This window comes from Stenotrophomonas sp. STEN083, from assembly GCF_056759195.1.
Window position 1 is genome coordinate 1 of sequence record NZ_JBRRCU010000075.1, and the last position, 17,864, is coordinate 17,864.

Below are 17,864 nucleotides of genomic sequence, written 5' to 3' on the forward strand. Positions count from 1 at the left end.
GCCCCAACTCCTACACGTGCTTCTGGGCACCGCGACGTAACGGGCTGCCGCACTCCGCTCTCAACCACAATCTACTCGGCTGGCAGACACAAGCGGCGTAAGCCGCGAAGCTGGCACACCATCAGATTGTCGAAATCGCCTGCAATCCAGCATCACCAGCTTCGCGGCTTACACCGCTCCTACAGATGTCATGCGGCCTACGTATGGCCGGGAAGGCCTCTGCCGAGCATGGCTCGGCACTACGCTTTGAGCCCCTCTCCCGCTTGCGGGGTGAAAGAGGGGCGTTTACAAACCATCGGTTTGTGCCCCTGTTGAACGCACTTGCGCCAGCGCAAGGGCCGGGGAGCGGGGGTTGGGGTGAGGGGGAGCTTTTCGCTTGTAAAGCCCCTGCCGAGCATGGCTCGGCACTGCAGTTTGCCGGGGCAAAAAAAACGGCGCCGAGGCGCCGTTTTTCTTAGAGGCCGTAGCCGAATTGCTGCTTGAACTGGTCGTTGAACTCGGCGAAGTCGAAGCGCTGGTTCTGCGTGCCCGGGTGTTCCACCTTCAACGCGCCCATCAGGTTGCTCATGCGGCCGACGGTCAGCCAGTCCATGCCCTTCTCGATGCCGAAGATCAGGCCGGCGCGGAAGGCGTCGCCGCAACCGGTCGGGTCGACCACGCGGCGCTCGTGCGCCGGCGGGATGTCGAAGGTCTTTTCCGGGGTGTGGATGATCGCGCCGCGCGGGCCCTGGGTGGTGATGTAGGCCTTGGTCCGGGCGACGATGTCGGTCTCGCTCCAGCCGGTACGCTGCTGCAGCAGGTTGGACTCGTAATCGTTGACCACCACGTAGTCGGCCTGCTCGATGAACTCGCGCAGTTCCGGGCCGTTGAACAGCGGCAGCGCCTGGCCCGGATCGAAGATGAAGGGAATGCCGCATTCGACGAACTCGGCTGCGTTCTGGATCATGCCTTCACGGCCGTCCGGGGCAACGATGCCGAAGGTGACGCCCGGCACGTCGCGCACGTGGTTGTCGTGCGAACGCATCATCGCGCCCGGGTGGAAGGCGGTGATCTGGTTGTTGTCGTGGTCGGTGGTGATGAAGCACTGCGGGGTGAACATGTCTTCCAGCACCCGCACCTGGCTCAGGTCGATGCCCATGCGCTCGAAGTGCTCGCGGTACGGACCGAAGTCCTGGCCCACGGTGCCCATCGGGATCGGGCTGCCGCCCAGCAGCTTCAGGTTGTAGGCGATGTTGCCCGCGCAGCCACCCAGCTCGCGACGCATGCGCGGCACCAGGAACGACACATTCAGGATGTGCACCTTGTCCGGCAGGATGTGGTTCTTGAACTGGTCCGGGAACACCATGATGGTGTCAAAGGCAAGGGAACCACAGATCAAAGCGGACATTGCGAACAGGCCTATACGTAAAAGGAAAAAGCCGCCGCGCACGCGCAGTCGACCCGGCGCGACTGCGCGCCAAAGTGCGTAAGGTTACCGGCTGCGGCGGTCCACGGCCACAAGCAAGGATGTACCGCAGCTGCCCGGAGTGGGCGAAAGCCCAGAATTCCCTAGGATTTTCCTTGCTCGGGCGGGGGTGGGTTGATAGGCTAACTGCCCCCATTTTCTGCCCATTTTTTCGCCAAACGGCGTGGGCGCGACACCCCTCAGGATCACTTCCCAGATGTTCAAGAAGCTGCGTGGCATGTTCTCCAATGACCTGTCCATTGACCTGGGCACGGCCAACACCCTTATCTATGTGCGCGGCCAGGGCATTGTGCTGAACGAGCCGTCGGTCGTGGCCGTGCGCCAGGACCGTGCCATCGGTGGCACCCGCTCAGTGGCTGCCGTCGGCGCCGAGGCCAAGCAGATGCTCGGCCGTACCCCGGGCCATATCACCACCATCCGCCCGATGAAGGATGGCGTCATCGCCGACTTCACCTACACCGAGGCGATGCTCAAGCACTTCATAAAGAAGGTGCACAAGTCGCGCGTGCTGCGCCCGAGCCCGCGCGTGCTGGTCTGCGTGCCGGCCGGTTCCACCCAGGTGGAGCGTCGTGCGATCAAGGAATCGGCCGAGGAGGCCGGCGCGCGTGATGTGTTCCTGATCGAAGAGCCGATGGCTGCTGCGATCGGTGCCGGCATGCCGGTCACCGAGGCGCGTGGTTCGATGGTCATCGATATCGGCGGCGGCACCACCGAAGTCGCGGTCATCTCGCTGAACGGCATCGTCTATTCGGCCTCGGTGCGTATCGGTGGCGACCGTTTCGACGAGTCCATCACCAATTACGTGCGCCGCAACCACGGCATGCTGATCGGTGAAGCCACCGCCGAGCGCATCAAGGTGGAGCTGGGCTGCGCCTACCCGCAGGCGGAAGTGATCGAGATGGAAATCTCCGGCCGCAACCTCGCCGAGGGCGTGCCGAAGATGATCAAGATCAGCTCCAACGAAGTGTTGGAAGCCCTGCACGAGCCGCTGTCGGGCATCGTCTCGGCGGTCAAGCTGGCCCTGGAGCAGACCCCGCCGGAGCTGTGCGCCGACGTCGCCGAGCGCGGCATCGTGCTGACCGGTGGTGGCGCGTTGCTGCGTGACCTGGACCGCCTGATCTCCGAAGAAACCGGCCTGCACGTGCAGGTGGCCGACGATCCGTTGACCTGCGTGGCCCGCGGTGGCGGTCGTGCGCTGGAACTGGTGGACATGCACGGCAACGAGTTCTTTGCGCCGGAGTGATCCGCAGGGAATGGGGGCTGGGGAATCGAGAAAAGAGGGCAGGGTGTCCTGCAGCTCGTTCCACTCTCCAGCATCCGCTTCCCCGAACCAACGGCGTGACAGCAGTCGCGCCGTTTCCATACCCGATTCTTCATTCCCAATTCCCAGCCTTCTGTCGTGCCCCCTTACGCCGGTCCTCCCGTAGCCTCCCGTCAAGGGGATGCCAGCAGCACGCTGCGTCTGCTGGCGTACCTGGCCTTGGCCATCACCTTGATCGTGCTCGACGACCAGGGCGGCTGGATGTCGCGTCTGCGCGCCCAGGCCAATGTGCTGGTGCAGCCGATCTGGGCCTTGGCCGGTGTGCCTGGCCGGGTAGGGGCATCGGTCAAGGACAACGCTGCCAGCCATAACCAGCTGGTCAGCGAAAACCGCGAGCTGCGTAACCAACTGCTGGTCGCCAATGCGCGACTGACCCGCCTGCAGACTGCGGCGCTGGACAACGCTCAGCTGCGCGAGCTGCTCAACGTGGCCGAGCGCAATGGCCTGGACGTGCAACTGGCGCCCATCCTCGATATCGACCTGGATCCGGTCAAACAGCGGCTGGTACTGGATTCAGGCAGCCGCGCCGGCGTGCATGTCGGCCAGGCGGTGATCGATGCCGGTGGCCTGATGGGCCAGGTGATCGCGGTGACCCCGGCGCATTCAACCGTGTTGCTGCTGACCGATCCGGACCATGCGGTGCCGGTGGCCGTGGCGCGCAACGGTGTACGGCTGATTGTTTATGGCCGTGGCGACCGGTTGGAACTGCGTGATATTCCGCTCAGCGCAGGCGTGGAAGTGGGCGATGAGATCGTCACTTCTGGTCTGGGTGGGCGTTTCCCGGCCGGCTTCCCGGTCGGCAAAATCCTGAAGCTGCGCCCGGACGACACCCACGCCTTCCTGGTCGGCGAGCTGGAGCCGGCGGCCAAGCTGGACCGTGGCCGCAATGTGCTGCTGCTGCGTTCGGTACCGGCGCTGCCGCAGTTGCCGGATAGCAGTGCAATCGAATCGGCGCCGGAAGCCGCGGCCGCTGGCGGTCCATCCGCCGCCCCGGTCAACCGCATGGGCGCGGCAGCTGCCGTTGTTCCTGCTACCAACCCTCAGGCTGCGGCGGCCACGCAGGCCCCGGCCAACACGCCAGCGACCGAGCCGGCAGCTGCAGGCCAGTCGCCCGCCCCGGCGACAGCGCCAGTCAACGAATCCGCAAGCCCGGCAACACCAGTGACCACTGACAACCCGACCCCGCCACAGGTGCGCCCATGAGTCGTCTGCGCACCAAGGGCTGGGTGATGCCGGTCAGTTTCGTGTTGGCCTTGCTGCTGGGGCTGATTCCGCTGCCCGAACTGCTGTTGCCGGCGCGCCCGTATTGGTTGGCGCTGGTACTGGCTTACTGGGTGATCGAAACCCCCGACAAGGTCGGGCTGGGCTTCGCCTTCAGCATCGGCCTGCTGGCCGACGTGATGTTTGGCGGCATTCTGGGCGAGCAGGCGCTGCGGCTGGTGGTGATGGCCTTCATCCTGCAGCGCTTCCGTGCCCGCATCCGCTTCTTCCCGCTGTCGCAGCAGGCCTTGGCGATGGGCGGGCTGCTGTTCAATGACCGCGTGATCGATGCTGCCATCCACCTGCTGGTGGGCGAGCCGATGCTGCCGTGGAGCTACTGGGTGGCACCGCTGCTGGGCATGGGCTTGTGGTTGCCGCTGTATGTGCTGCTGGATGCGGTGCGGCTGGGCAAGCGCGGGCGCTGACGATGGCGTCGCGCCGCCAGCACAAGAACACGCACGCAGAGGCCGAGCAGTTCCGGCGCCGTGCCGCGATCGGCTTCCTGGGTGTGCTGCTGACCCTGGGTTTCCTCGCCGGCTGGTATTTCAAGCTGCAGGTGCTGGACCACGACATCTACGCCACCCGTTCCGAGGCCAACCGCATCAAGGCTCGGCCGGTGGTGCCGGGACGCGGGCTGATCTACGACCGCAACGGGCGCCTGCTGGCCGAGAACGTGCCGGCTTTCCGTCTGGACGTTACCGCCGACAAGGTCACGGACATGGATGCCACCCTGGCCGGGCTGCAGAAGATCTTCTCGCTCAGCGAAGAAGACATCGAGCGCTTCAAGCAATCGCGCAAGGCCCGCCGCGGCTTCATGCCGGTGACGTTGAAGCTGCGGGTCAGCGACGACGAGATGGCACGCTTCGCAGTGGACCGCTGGCGCTACCCGGGCGTCGAGCTCGAGCCCTATCTGACCCGGCGTTACCCCTACGGCGATCTGTTCGGCCACATCATCGGCTACGTCGGCCGGGTCGATGACAAGGATCTGGAAGAGCTGGGCGAGGGCAATGCGGCGCTGACGCACATCGGCAAGTCCGGGTTGGAGCGTTTCTACGAAACCCAGCTGCGCGGCAAGATCGGCTACGAGCAGGTCGAGACCAATGTGCAGGGCCGTGCGATCCGCACGGTTGGGCGGGTGCCGGCGCAGTCGGGCACCGATCTGCGGCTGTCGATCGATGCCGACCTGCAACGCGCCATGGTGGCGGCGTTCGGCGAGCAGGAAGGTTCGGCGGTGGCGATCGATCCGCGCACCGGCGAAATCCTGGCTATGGTCAGCCTGCCGTCGTTCGATCCCAATCTGTTCGTCAACGGCATCTCCCACGCCGACTTCAAGGCGCTCAACGAGAACCCTTCGCGGCCGCAGTTCAACCGGCTGGTGCTGGGCGGCGTGGCGCCGGGTTCGACGGTGAAGCCCTTCCTTGGCCTGGCTGGCCTGGACAGCGGCCTGCGCCGGCCCGAAGACAAGATCCTGTCGCGCGGCATGTTCTACCTGCCCGGCGTCAGCCGTGGCTGGGGCGACGCCAACCGTGGCGGCCATGGCTGGACCGATCTGCGCAAATCGATCACCCAGTCGGTCAATACCTATTACTACCAGCTCGGTATCGACATGGGCATCGAGCGCTATGACGACTACATGGGCAACCGCTATGGCTTTGGCCAGCCCACCGGCATCGATCTGGCCGGCGAGATCGGCGGCATCCTGCCGTCACCGGCGGCCAAGCTGAAAGCCAACAAGGAGCGCTGGTATCCGGGTGACACCGTCAATGCCAGCATCGGCCAGGGGTTATGGAAGGTGACACCGCTGCAACTGGTGCGTGGTGTTGGCGGACTGGCTACCGGCCAGCTGCGCACACCGCATCTGGTAATGGAGCGGCGCGCCGGTTTCGACCATGACTGGGCGCCGACGCAGCCGCAGGCAAGCAGGCCGATCAGCCCCAACCCGGCCAACGTGCAGGCAGTGCGCGAAGGCATGATGGGCACCATGCAGCCCGGCGGCAGTGGCTGGCGCTCCGCTGCCGGTGCGCAATACCGCATGGCTGGCAAGACCGGTACCGCGCAGGTCATCAGCCGCAAGGGCACGGCCGCATTGAATCCGCGCAGCCTGCCGATGCACCTGCGTCACCGCGCGCTGTTCGTGGGTTTTGCGCCTGCCGAGGAGCCCGTGATCGCAATTGCCATCGCGGTGGAAGGCGGTGGCTATGGTGGTTCGGCTGCCGCGCCGATCGCGCGCAAGGTATTTGATGCCTGGTTGCTCGGGGTGATGCCGGAAGGTCTGCAGCCGCTGGATGCAGAGCGCGGCACAGTGGCGGTGGGTGTGGCGACGTTCGATACCGAAGATGCCAGCTGGCGCGCGCGCGGCGAGCAGGTTGCGCCGCAGTTCGCCGATCTGCCGATCATGGTTGGCGTTCCCGCGCCGCAGCCAGGTACGCCGCCGCAGCCTGCGCCTGAGGCGCTGCTTGGTGTTGCGCCGGCAGCTGCGCGTCCGGCGGTGCCGGCGGCAACGACAGCGGAGATGCGCCGATGAGGGATTTCCTGCGCTGGGCGTTGGAGATGGGTCAGCGTCTGACCCGTGGCCTGGACTGGCCGCTGCTGTTTGCCTTGCTCGCTTTGATGGTCATTGGCTTGTCGGTGCTGGACAGCGCCGGTGGCAGTGGCCTGGTGATGGCGCAGGGCGTGCGTTTCGCGGTGGGCCTGGTGGCGATGTGGGCGATCTCGCGCGTATCGATCCTGCGCATCCGCGCGTGGACGCCGATGATCTATGCCTTGTCGATGCTGCCACTGCTGGCGGTGTTCGTGCTGGGTACCGGCAAGTACGGGCGCCAATGGTTGAATCTGGGGCTGTTCTATCTGCAGCCGGCCGAGTTGTTGAAAGTCAGTCTGCCGATGATGGTGGCCTGGTACCTCAACCGCATGCCCTTGCCGCCACGTGTTCCGGTGGTGCTGGTGGCGGCGGTGATCATTGGTGTGCCGACCGGTCTGGTGATGTTGCAGCCGGACTTCGGTACCGGTGTGCTGATCGCCGCCAGCGGTGCCTTCGTATTGTTGCTGGCCGGCCTGCCGTGGTGGTGGGTGGGCGTGGGTGTGGGCGGTGTTGCCGCCGCTGCGCCGGTGGCCTGGTTCTGGCTGCTGCGGCCTTACCAGAAGGACCGCATCATGATGTTCCTCGACCCGGAGAGCGATGCCCTGGGTGCGGGCTGGAACATCATCCAGTCCAAGATCGCCATTGGTTCCGGCGGCCTGACCGGCAAAGGCTGGGGGCTGGGCTCGCAGTCGCACCTGAACTTCATTCCCGAACAGACCACCGACTTTGCGTTCTCTGTGCTGAGTGAGGAGTACGGCTGGATCGGCGTGGCGATCGTGCTGGCCTTGTACCTGTTCGTGATCGGCCGCTGCCTGTGGATCGCGGTGGACTCGCGCGATACCTATTCGCGGCTACTGGCAGGCGCAACCGGTCTGGCGTTCTTCGTCTACATCCTGGTCAACGGCGGCATGATCTCCGGCCTGTTGCCGGTGGTGGGTGTGCCGATGCCGTTGATCAGCTATGGCGGCACCTCGGCGGTGTCCTTGCTGGCCGGCTTCGGGCTGGTGATGGCGGTACGCGCGCACCGGCCGGTGCACGGCGGCTAGCGCAATGCTGTTGCGTGGATCGTCCATTTATCCGCGGCAATATTGCGAGCTTTGATCCAGATCAAACACCTGGCTTTACTAAACCTTCACACTACGCCCCGTCACCGGCGCGCTATCCGCGCTGTGACCGCCGGCTCGCCGTATGGGGCTGCTGGCAGGTTGGCATCTGGCGGGATGACGGGGGGAGCCGTCGTCCCGGGTCCCCCGGACGCTGACGCGAGCGCCGGTCATCTCAGCGGGATGGGGAGATGACCGGCGTTCTTTTTTTTGGGCTTTGGATCGCCGCTTGTGAAGCCATCGCCGGTGCTGTCGGGCGTTTTTTCTGCATGGCCGGCGGGCGTCACTGGCGGGGTAAGCCTGGCGACGGATTCATGTCTATGCCCCCAAGGAGTGGATACCAAAGGTCGGTATCGCTCTCATCTTCGGAAAGATGGACATAGGCAAGCTGCTTTGGCGGTTCTGCTACATGCCAGAACATCCCGGCACCGGTTTTCTTGTCCAGCATGCACACGTCAAACGATGCCGTTGCCCGCGCATCGCCCGCGCTGTAGCCCGCAAAAAATGCGGTCAGCAGATCAAGGTGGTGGCGATGGAATGCCTCGATGTCATCAAAGAAGAACGCCGGGCGCAGTTGCTTGTTGAATGCATCGTATTCGGCCTGTTCAAGCAGCTTGTCTGCGGACGAAAACTGCGTGATGAAAGGTTTGATGATCTCGCAAGTGATGCGGTCTGTTGTGACCGACACGCAGTGCAGCTGAAACCCTTCGCGCCCAGGTGTGGTGAAGAAGATATTCCCGGTGGAGATGTCAGGTGGGACGCCGCTGTTTGTACGCATCTGTTTGGCAGATTTGGCAACCTGTGCCAGATCTATGGGGCCGCTATCTTCCACGCGCTTTAAGAATAATCTCAAAAAATTAATCTTCAGAAAAACATCGCCGGATGCGGCGAAAGCCCCGTATTTCCATGGATAAACCTTACGGTAATTGGTGAATACATATTCCGGTGCGCCTGGGTTTGACTGCTGCGTCAATACTGCGCAATGATCCCCGGCAAGGATCAGATGATCCTGCGTGTCGGCGGCGATGATCAGCGTCACTGCTGCAAATCTCCATGGAAGTACATCGTATATAAAGGAACTATGACATGCCCGGCAACTTCATCGTCAAGGCCAGTGACCACCCATTTCTGCAGGGCGAGTTCAGGGTAACTGGACTGCCAAAGTTGCCGGACACCCGGCTCAAGCTGTTCGACGAAGGTTTTGTGCTGAAGGACAAGACAAGCGGCGAGCCTCTGCCCAACGTTTCCTATCGCATCCTGCTCGAGGACGGTAGCTATCTGGAGGGCGTCACCGATTCGTTCGGACGCACGCAGGTGGTGAAAACAGCAAGCTCCGAAATGCTGTCTTTGGAAGTGAAGGGGGTTTGAGCCGATGATCATCGTCCCCGTTGTGCAGCGCATTTTTCGCCGTATTGCCGAATCCGCCACCTCGCCCATATCCAAGACGGCGCGCAGGGAAGTTCGTATCGAAAGGCCGGAGAACGTACTGCATATCGACGCCATTGCGCTTGCACCGGAAATCTTCGAGGAAGATAGCGAGGAAAACCCTGTAGCAATCGAAGGCTCAACCGAGCCGCAGGCGCTCCCGCATAAACACCCGATGGTCAAGGTCGAGCCAGCGGACAACCGTATCGCACACCGCGAACTGAAGATTCGCATCTGGAACGAAGGCCGCCCCGACAATCACCATGCAGGCAAGACGGTGACATGGACGATGGTGCCGTTGTTCGTGCGCCCTGTTGAAGAAGGCGAGCAGGCAGCCGCTGCTGTTTTCCGGGGCGATTGGGCGCAGGCGGCAGAGGGGCATCGCGACCGCTTCGAGACGCCAGCCGAGTTCACCGCCACCGGGTTTACTCGTGTCAGTCAGGAGCAGGCAACCACCACCGTGGACGATACCGGCCACACCGCCATCCGCATCAACCTGCCGCCCATCGCGTTCAATGCCGCGCGCATCAGCGTGCAGTTGGAAGGCGAGGCTGCCGCAGTCGAACTGATCGACCTGGAAGTGCCGGGCATCATCGTGATCGACCCCGGGCATGGGGGAGTGGACAACTTTGCTGGTTCCTCGGCCAACAATGCGACATCACATACCAGCCGTGTTCTGGAAAAAGAACTGACGCTTGATTTTGGTCTGCGGACCAGAACGGCATTGCGCGCGCTGCGTGTCGGTGAGAATCAAAACCTGCGGGTTCACATGACGCGACCCGACGACAGAAACATAAGCGGAGAAGAGCGCGCATTCGTAGGCCGGGACAATGGCGCCGATATTCTGCTGAGCATCCATTTCAATGGCGCAAATACGGTGGCAAGAGGCACCGAGACACTGGTCCGCCCTCGCGCCACTAACGTGAACTTTGATGAGGACACCGCGTTGGCGCAAAGAGTGAATGACGCGGCTTACAACGCAATTCTCGCGCATGACGCCGGGGCAAGAAATCGGGGGATTAAATCTGAAAGAGATCTTGCGGTTTTAAGTGATAGGACGTTGGGGAATACCACTGTCTATCATCCCTTGCGCGCTGCACTCCTGGAGGTGGAGTTCATCGATAACGAGAGCGTCGACAGGCTGCTCAGCATCAATGAGGGCTACGAACAGGTCAGGCAGGATATCTGCGATGCCGTCGCCGACGCATTGCTTGAAGATTTGAGGATGAATCAATGAGCCAGCTACGCCTATTGTGGAACAGTGCAAACCTTCACCGTAACCGCGTACTCCGTTGCCTGATCCTGTTTGGCATGGTCCTCGTGACGGGTTGCACATCCGAAGCGGTCGCGGTGGCTGCGTCATCTGCTGAGCCCCCCGGCACAACATCGCCATCGCGACCGCCGACGGACCAGCGGGCAGTTCGCTATCTGCTGACAACGGTGCCAGTGGACGAGGTGTCACCGCGACAGCGGGGGAAGTTGCCAGCCTGGCTGGCCGGATCTGGGCCTGAGCGCGCGTGGATCATTAGACACAATCTGGACGTGATAAGGTCTGCCTCCCAAGGGGGCAGGATTTCTGGTTCTAAAGTCAGCCCGGATCAGAAATGGGCTTTGCTCGATATCGGTGAAGCTGGGTATGCGATTGCTTCCGCTGAATCATTAGCCAAATCATTCGAAGACATCGCCAAGCCGCCGAGATTTCCCGATGGTTTCGATGACGCAACCGCTATTTATTGGGTCATTCTCGACGATGATCACTTGATCGGACAGGCCGACCTCCCTTCACTGGATCCGGGGGTGGGGATGACCCTTTCGGAAAAGGACTCGCTTCCGCCTCGGGATACGCTGATTTATATCTACACCATTTCCAGCGGAACAACGACGCGCGCCGAGATTGACAGAACACTGCCGCGCCCTTTCCGTATTTCTGAAGATGCTCAAGGCCGTCTGCTTATTTTGAGTCTTGATGATCTCGAAGAGTTTGGCGCGAAGATCATTCAGATTCCGGAGTCTTGATCCCCCTGGCCCCAAATACCGCGTTTGTATGCTTTCGTGCGTGCCCGAGCGTCATGCGTCGCGTACATTTTTTTGAAAGAGCGGGTGCCTGCCCGGGTTGCAGCAGGTCGGTCGGAACATCCGCGATGCCGTCGCCGACGTATTGCCTGAAGATTTAAGGATGAATCAATGAAGCAGCTACGCCTATGGCGGAACAGTGCGACCTTCTTTCACAGTAGCCGGGCACTGCCCGGTCTGATCCTGTTTGGCATGGTCCTCGTGACGGGGTGCACAGCGGAAGCGGTCGCGGCTTCGTCACCGGAAGAAAAGCCTGCAACGTTGTCACCGATAGCGTCGTCGGAACAGCGGGCAGTTCGCTATCTGCTGACAACGGTGCCCGTGGACGAGGTAGCACCGCGACGGCTAGGAAAGTTGCCAGACATGCTGGTCGGGTCTGGATCTGGGTCTGAGCGCGCGCGGATCATTAGACACAATCTGGGCGTGATAAGGTCTGCTCCCGGTTGGGGCAAGATTGCTGGTTCTGAAGTGAGCCCGAATCAGAAATGGGTTTTGCTTTATTTCGGCGATGCGGAGTACGCAATTGCTTCCGCTGAGTCATTAGCAAAATCATTCGAAGATATCGCCAGGCCGCCGATACAACCTGATGGATTCGAGGATGCGACCGGAATCGGTTGGGACATTCTCGATGATGATCACTTGATCGGGCAGGCCGACCTTCCTTCACTGGATCCGGGGGTGGGGATGACCCTTTCGGAAAAGGATTCGCTTCCGCCTCGCGATACGCTGATCTATATCTACACCCTCTCCAGTGGAACAACGACGCGCGCCGAGATTGACGGAACATTGCCGCGGCCTCTCAATATTTATGAAGGTCCTGAGGGCCGTGTCCTTATTTCGGATTTTCATGATCTCGAAGTGTTTGGGGTGAAGATCATTCAGATTCCGGAGCCTTGATCCCCTTGGCTCCGAAGACCGCGTTTGTATGCTTTCGTGCGTGCCCGAGCGCCATGCGCCGCTGACATAAATGAGGGCTACGAGCAGGTCAGGCAGGATATCTGCGATGCCGTCACCGACGTATTGCCTGAAGATTTAAGGATGAATCAATGAAGCCTATTGCGCAACAATGCACACTTTCACAGCAGCCGGGTGCTGTCTTGCTTGATCCTGTTTGCTGCGGTTCTCACGACGGGTTGCACATCCGAAGCGGTCGCGGTGGCTGCGTCAACTGCTGAGCCCCTCACAGCATCGCCACGCCGACGGAACAGCGGGCAGTTCGTTATCTGCTGACAACGGTGCCAGTGCACGAGGCATCACAGCGACAGCTAGGAAAGTTACCAGTCATGCTGGTCGGGTCGGGGTCTGAGAGCGCGCGGATCATTGACAAAAATCGCGATGTGATCAGGTCTGCTCCCCTTGGGGGAACGATCTTTAGTTTTGCAGTCAGCCCGGATCAGAAGTGGGCTTTGCTCTATTTCGGCGATGAGGGGTATGCGATTGCTTCCACTGAATCATTCGAAGACATCGCCAGGCCGCCGATACGACCTGATGGATTCGAGGATGCGACCGGAATCGGTTGGTCCATCCTCGACGATGATCACTTGATCGGGCAGGCCGACCTCCCTTCGTTGGATCCGGGGGTGGGGATGACCCTTTCGGAAAAGGATTCGCTTCCGCCTCGGGATACGCTGATATATATCTACACCCTCTCCAGCGGAACAACGACGCGCGCCGAGGTTGACGGAAGATTGCCACGTCCTTTCAATATTTATGAAGACCCTGAGGGTCGTATCCTTGTTGCGGATTTTTCTGATTTAGAAGTATTTGGCGCAAAGATTACTCAGATTCCCGAGCCCTGACCCGCAGCGCTCGCTGGGATCTCTCCACCTGAGACGGCGGCAGTCGGTGCTGCAGCCATGTGAAGAACTGCAGCGCCATCGGGCTGATCCGGCCGTGGCTGCCACGGGCCAGAAGTTGAAGGCCCAAGGGCAGCATTGGCGTAGTGCTACTCCGGGCGGCACGAAGGGCCGACGTTCCATTTCGCGAGCCAAAGGCCGTGCATTGGACAGTTGGCCAACTGTCTGGCGCATTCACCTTCAAAGGCAGCCGCAAGCTAGGGCCAAGCGCTTCAATCCTGTTGTGATTCATGGTCTTATTGATGGAAATTCATCTTTGACCTGCTAATCTCGCCCGATGATTAGACGCGCCCTGGTTTGCTGCCTCACCCTCGGCATGGTTGCTTGCGCAACCCAGCCGAAGTCTCCTGCACCTCTGCCGGCCCCGGCGGAAACTCCGGTCAAGCCGAGCACAGGCCCGGCCGAAGCCGTACCCGAGGCCAAGGCCGCATTGCCGCCGGTCGACCTGACTCCCGTGCCGTTTGAGACCGCCCGCGCCAATTTCGTGCGCGATACGGCGGCCAAATACGGCATCGATCCGGCCTATATCGAAGCAACCCTGGCCCAGGCGCAGATCCGCGAGCCGATCATCGCCGCGATGTCGCGTCCGGCCGAGCGGGTCAAGCCGTGGAACGAATACCGGCCGATGTTCATCACCCAGGCGCGTATCGACGGTGGCCGTGCCTTCCTGGCGCAGCACCGCGATGAACTGATGCGCGTGCAGGAACGCACCGGTGTGCCGGCCGAAGTGATCGTGTCCATCATCGGTGTGGAAACCAGCTACGGCCGCAATGCCGGCAATCACCGCGTGCTGGATGCGCTGTACACGCTGGCCTTCAAATACCCGCGCACCGGCGACCCGGCCAAGCTCGAGCGCGAAGTGCGCCGTGAGCTGTTCTTCCGTGACGAACTGGCCAAGCTGTTTGAACTGAGCGCGCTGGAAAAGCTCGACATCACCACGCTCAAGGGCAGTTACGCCGGGGCGATGGGCATGGGCCAGTTCATGCCGTCCAGCTATCTGGACTTCGCGGTGGACGGCAATGGCGACGGCCGCCGTGACCTGTTCAACAGCTATGACGATGTGTTCTCGTCGATTGCCAATTACTTCGTCAAGAAGGGTGGCTGGATCCGTGGCGGCACCGTTGCGGTACCGGCGACGCTGCAGGCCGGCTTCGAGGAGTTCAATCCCACCGATTGGACCCCGACCTATACCGTCAGCGAACTGGCGGCGCGCGGCTACCAGCCGGTCACGCCGGTGCGTGCGGTGAATGCAAAGGCCACCCCGGTGACGCTGGAGGGCAGTGACGGCAAGCAGTACTGGCTGGGCTTCCAGAACTACTACGCAATCACCCGTTACAACATCTCCAAAATGTACGCGATGGCAGTGTTCCAGCTGTCCCAGGCCATCGCCGGCAAGGAGCTTCCCCCGGCATGAACATCAAGTGGCTGGTCCCTGCGTTGATCGTGCTCGGGCTGGCCGCCTGCAGCAGCGCCCCCAAGAAGTCGTCATCCGGCACAGCGGGCGCAAGCTCCACATCGCGTCCGGCGACGGTGGTGCACGGGCGTGGCAGCGCACGCGGTGAGTGCCCTGAGGGCTCGCCGTACGCCAAGGCGCAGGAAGACCTGTCCACCCGTGGCAACTACACTGCTGGCGGCCTGTACAAGCCGGGGGTGAACGACACCACGCCGAGCTACGTGCCCAATGTCGACTGTATTCCCGAGCCGCTGGTGACCAACGAGGCGCGCTCGGCGGTCGGCAATAGATCACCGTATACGGTGCTGGGCAAGCAATACCAGATCATGGACCGGGTCGATAACTACGTGGAGCAGGGCACCGCCTCGTACTACGGGCAGAAGTTCCACGGGCGGCTGACCTCCAACCGTGAGGTGTACGACATGTACGCCTTCACCGCCGCGCACAAAACCTTGCCGCTGCCGAGCTTCGCGCGGGTGACCAACCTGGACAACGGCGAATCGGTGATCGTGCGCGTCAACGACCGTGGTCCGTTCCACGAAGGTCGCGTCATCGATCTCAGCTACGCCGCCGCAGTGCGGCTGGGCATCACCCAGCGTGGCACCGGCCGGGTCGAAGTGCATGGCCTGACCCCCGGCAGCGAAAACCTGCAGGCCGCCGGCGACAGCCGTCGCGCCCGACGTGAACGGGCGGCTGCGACGGTTGCCGCGGCGGTACCGGCAACGCGGCCCGCAGCCGCCAGCCCCAGCCGCATGGACCAGCTGGTCGAGAAGCTGCCGAGCGCGCCGGCACGTCCGGTTGCTGGCAATGCCGATCACTTCGAGGCCTGGATGAAGGACAACGGCGTGCGCGTCGCCACCGGTCGTCCAGCCACCACCAGCGCCGCTGCCACTTCATCGGGGCCGGTAAGCGTTCAGGCGCTGCCCGCATCGTCGGAATTGCTGCAGTTCACTCCGCCTACGGCCCCGGCTGCGGCGGCAGCGTCGAGGGCTGCGGCGGGGCCGCCACCGAAGACCGTACCAGCCGACCCCGCCGCGCGCGCGCTGGGCGCGATCCTGCTGCAAGTAGCCAGTTTTTCCAATCGTGACAACGCGGCACGGGCCTTGGGCCAGCTGTCGTCTGCCGGTATCGTCGGGGCCAGCCTCAGTGACATCGTCAGTGGCGGTCGTACCTTGTGGCGCCTGCGGGTGCCGGCCAGCGACAGCAGCAGTGCCACGGAACTTGCCGGGCGTATTGCCGGTCTTGGATTTGGCCTGCCGCAAGTGGTCCGCGATTAACCCCAGCACACCGGGGTGCCGCCAGCTGGCTGGTGTCGCCCTACAATGACTCCCCGAATTTTTCTTCCTCGTCCATCAGGAACCGCTGTCCGATGAAATTCCGTTTTGCCGCCGCTGCACTGGCCACCACGCTCGTCGTGGGTCTGGCCTCCGCCCAGACGCCCACCCCGACGCCGACGCCCGCGCCGGCCGCAGCTGCCGCTCCGGCGCAGGTGGCTACGCCGCCGGCCCCGGTTCCGACCACCGCCACGGCTTGGGTTCTGATGGATTACGCCACCGGCCAGGTGCTGGCAGGTGAGAACATCCATTCGCCGCTGCCGCCGGCCAGCATCACCAAGGTGATGACGTCCTACGTGCTGGCCGCGGAAATGAAGACCGGCAAGATCAAGCCGGACGACCAGGTGATGATGAGCGAACGCGCTTGGCGCGAAGGCGGCGCAGGCACCGACGGCAGCTATAGCGGCTTCCCGGTCAACCAGACGGCGCGTCTGGAAGACATGGAAAAGGGTATGGCGATCCAGTCCGGCAACGATGCGGCAATCGCCCTGGCCGAACATGCTGCCGGCAGCCAGGAAGCCTTTGCGGCGCTGATGAACAGCTACGCAGCCAAGATCGGCATGAAGGATTCGCACTTCGTCAACGCACACGGTCTGAATGCCGAGGGTCACCAGTCCAGCGCTTACGATCTGGCGTTGCTGGGCCGCGCCTTTGTGCGCGATTACCCGGAGACCTATGCCTACAACAAGATCAAGGAGTTCACGGTAGGCAAGATCACCCAGCCGAACCGCAACCTGCTGTTGTGGCGTGACCAGAGCGTGGACGGCATCAAGACCGGCCACACCTCGGCCGCCGGTTACTGCCTGCTGAGCTCGGCCCAGCGCGGTGATCAGCGTCTTGTGGCGGTGTTGATGGGGGGGGCTTCGGAGAAGCAGCGCGCTGATGACAGCCTGGCGTTGTTGAACTGGGGTTTCCGTTTCTTCGAAACCCATCGCATGTATGAGCCGGGCAAGGCGGTGACCACGCAGCATGTGTGGAAGGGCGCGGCCGATGAGGTGCAGTTGGGCGTGGCGCAGCCGATGTTGGTGAGCGTGCCGCGCGGCCGTTACAACGATCTGAAGCCGTCGATGGACGTGCCGAAGGAGTTGGTGGCGCCGATCACTGCAGGTCAGCAGATTGGTACGGTCAAGGTGTCGCTGGACGGCAAGGTAGTTGCCGAGGCGCCGTTGGTGGCTGTGCAGGCCGTTGAAGAAGGTGGTTTCTTCAAGCGTCTGTGGGATGCCTTCATGATGTGGTGGAAGTCCGAGTAAGGGCTTTCACAGGCTGAAAAGCCGAGCGGCGTTGCGGTGTTCTGTCGACTGGAGTCCAGGTCGATGGGGCGCAGCAACGCCGCTTTTGTTTTGTCTGCAGAGTGACGCAGTTCCACTCCCTCCGTTGCCGAGTGCAGCTTCGCTCCCTCCCTTTGCCGCAGGCAAGGGGAGGGTCGGGGAGGGGTAGCTTTCGCTGTTGCTGTTGGCGTCGCTTCTGACTTTGACTTTGATGTTGACTCACCGGGCCCCTTCCGCAGCGACGGAGCCAGTGGGAAGAACCCGAAGGGCGATGTGCATGGATGCACGTCGTTTTTCGCCACGACAAGGATGTCGTGTCGAAAAATCCCGCTGGCGGAGTGGACCTGGAGCGCGCAGCGCGGAAGGCGCGTAGGCAGGGTGTGCTTGACCAGCCATTCGGCTGTTGAGGAGCTCTTCTTTTGGTTATCTTTTCTTTGCACAAGCAAAGAAAAGTAACTCGCTCCCCGAAGGGGAGTGAAAGCTCTTGCTCTTGCTCTTGCTATTGCTTTAACCGCAACCGCAACCGCAACCAAGATCAAGATCAAGATCAAGATCATGATCAAGAGCTTTCGCCCGCCTGCGGCGCGCGAGCACACCTTTCTTTGCTTGTGCAAAGAAACGTGGCCCAAAGAAAGCACACCCTGCCTCCGCGCCCACGCCGCTGCGCGACGCGGGTCCACTCCGCTGGCAGGATTTTTCGACGAGACATCCCTGTCTCGTCGAAA

General features: G+C 62.2%; 16 protein-coding genes. 14 read left to right on the forward strand and 2 right to left on the reverse strand.

The window, feature by feature from the left end:
* Positions 1–454: 454 nt before the first annotated feature.
* Complete coding sequence (locus ACVOK8_RS16955) at positions 455–1,387, reverse strand: carbohydrate kinase family protein (RefSeq protein WP_481510531.1); 933 nt, start codon at positions 1,385–1,387, stop codon at positions 455–457.
* A 274-nt stretch (positions 1,388–1,661) separates the two neighbouring features.
* Here ACVOK8_RS16955 and ACVOK8_RS16960 point away from each other — a divergent pair, with 274 nt between their 5' ends.
* From ACVOK8_RS16960 to rodA, 5 genes are all read left to right on the forward strand, one after another.
* Positions 1,662–2,708, forward strand: coding sequence for a rod shape-determining protein (locus tag ACVOK8_RS16960; protein ID WP_005419402.1), 1,047 nt, complete (start codon positions 1,662–1,664; stop codon positions 2,706–2,708).
* A gap of 156 nt (positions 2,709–2,864) precedes the next feature.
* Positions 2,865–3,989: a rod shape-determining protein MreC gene (mreC, locus tag ACVOK8_RS16965; protein ID WP_481567849.1), complete on the forward strand. Its 1,125-nt coding sequence runs from the start codon at positions 2,865–2,867 to the stop codon at positions 3,987–3,989.
* The gene (gene mreD / locus ACVOK8_RS16970; protein ID WP_481567850.1) at positions 3,986–4,471 is read left to right on the forward strand and encodes a rod shape-determining protein MreD; all 486 of its coding nucleotides are present in this window, start codon (positions 3,986–3,988) and stop codon (positions 4,469–4,471) included. Before mreC ends, mreD begins: the two co-directional genes overlap by 4 nt.
* Positions 4,472–4,473: 2 nt before the next feature.
* Entirely contained in the window at positions 4,474–6,570 is a 2,097-nt protein-coding gene (mrdA, locus tag ACVOK8_RS16975) for a penicillin-binding protein 2 (RefSeq protein ID WP_481567851.1), read from the forward strand.
* The gene (gene rodA / locus ACVOK8_RS16980; RefSeq protein ID WP_481567852.1) at positions 6,567–7,673 is read left to right on the forward strand and encodes a rod shape-determining protein RodA; all 1,107 of its coding nucleotides are present in this window, start codon (positions 6,567–6,569) and stop codon (positions 7,671–7,673) included. Before mrdA ends, rodA begins: the two co-directional genes overlap by 4 nt.
* A gap of 340 nt (positions 7,674–8,013) precedes the next feature.
* Here rodA and ACVOK8_RS16985 read toward each other — a convergent pair whose 3' ends face one another.
* Complete coding sequence (locus ACVOK8_RS16985) at positions 8,014–8,769, reverse strand: hypothetical protein (protein WP_481567853.1); 756 nt, start codon at positions 8,767–8,769, stop codon at positions 8,014–8,016.
* A 47-nt stretch (positions 8,770–8,816) separates the two neighbouring features.
* On the opposite strand from ACVOK8_RS16985, the gene ACVOK8_RS16990 reads away from it, so the two are divergent.
* From ACVOK8_RS16990 to ACVOK8_RS17030, 9 genes are all read left to right on the forward strand, one after another.
* Positions 8,817–9,098: a hypothetical protein gene (locus ACVOK8_RS16990; RefSeq protein WP_481567854.1), complete on the forward strand. Its 282-nt coding sequence runs from the start codon at positions 8,817–8,819 to the stop codon at positions 9,096–9,098.
* A gap of 4 nt (positions 9,099–9,102) precedes the next feature.
* Positions 9,103–10,392 (forward strand): N-acetylmuramoyl-L-alanine amidase, encoded by a 1,290-nt coding sequence (locus ACVOK8_RS16995; RefSeq protein ID WP_481567855.1) that lies wholly within the window; start codon positions 9,103–9,105, stop codon positions 10,390–10,392.
* Positions 10,389–11,171, forward strand: coding sequence for a hypothetical protein (locus ACVOK8_RS17000; RefSeq protein ID WP_481567856.1), 783 nt, complete (start codon positions 10,389–10,391; stop codon positions 11,169–11,171). The genes ACVOK8_RS16995 and ACVOK8_RS17000 overlap by 4 nt, the downstream gene beginning before the upstream one ends.
* 168 nt (positions 11,172–11,339) lie before the next feature.
* Positions 11,340–12,125 carry a hypothetical protein gene (locus ACVOK8_RS17005; RefSeq protein ID WP_481567857.1) on the forward strand — a complete coding sequence of 262 codons (786 nt, stop codon included), beginning with the start codon at positions 11,340–11,342 and terminating at the stop codon, positions 12,123–12,125.
* A 386-nt stretch (positions 12,126–12,511) separates the two neighbouring features.
* Positions 12,512–13,027, forward strand: coding sequence for a hypothetical protein (locus ACVOK8_RS17010; RefSeq protein WP_481567858.1), 516 nt, complete (start codon positions 12,512–12,514; stop codon positions 13,025–13,027).
* A gap of 334 nt (positions 13,028–13,361) precedes the next feature.
* Positions 13,362–14,498: a lytic murein transglycosylase B gene (gene mltB / locus ACVOK8_RS17015; protein WP_481567859.1), complete on the forward strand. Its 1,137-nt coding sequence runs from the start codon at positions 13,362–13,364 to the stop codon at positions 14,496–14,498.
* The gene (locus ACVOK8_RS17020) at positions 14,495–15,814 is read left to right on the forward strand and encodes a septal ring lytic transglycosylase RlpA family protein (protein ID WP_481567860.1); all 1,320 of its coding nucleotides are present in this window, start codon (positions 14,495–14,497) and stop codon (positions 15,812–15,814) included. Before mltB ends, ACVOK8_RS17020 begins: the two co-directional genes overlap by 4 nt.
* Before the next feature lie 92 nt (positions 15,815–15,906).
* Positions 15,907–17,121: a D-alanyl-D-alanine carboxypeptidase family protein gene (locus ACVOK8_RS17025; RefSeq protein ID WP_481556043.1), complete on the forward strand. Its 1,215-nt coding sequence runs from the start codon at positions 15,907–15,909 to the stop codon at positions 17,119–17,121.
* A 492-nt stretch (positions 17,122–17,613) separates the two neighbouring features.
* On the forward strand, positions 17,614–17,864 hold a 251-nt coding region (locus ACVOK8_RS17030), incomplete at its 3' end, for a hypothetical protein (RefSeq protein ID WP_481567861.1).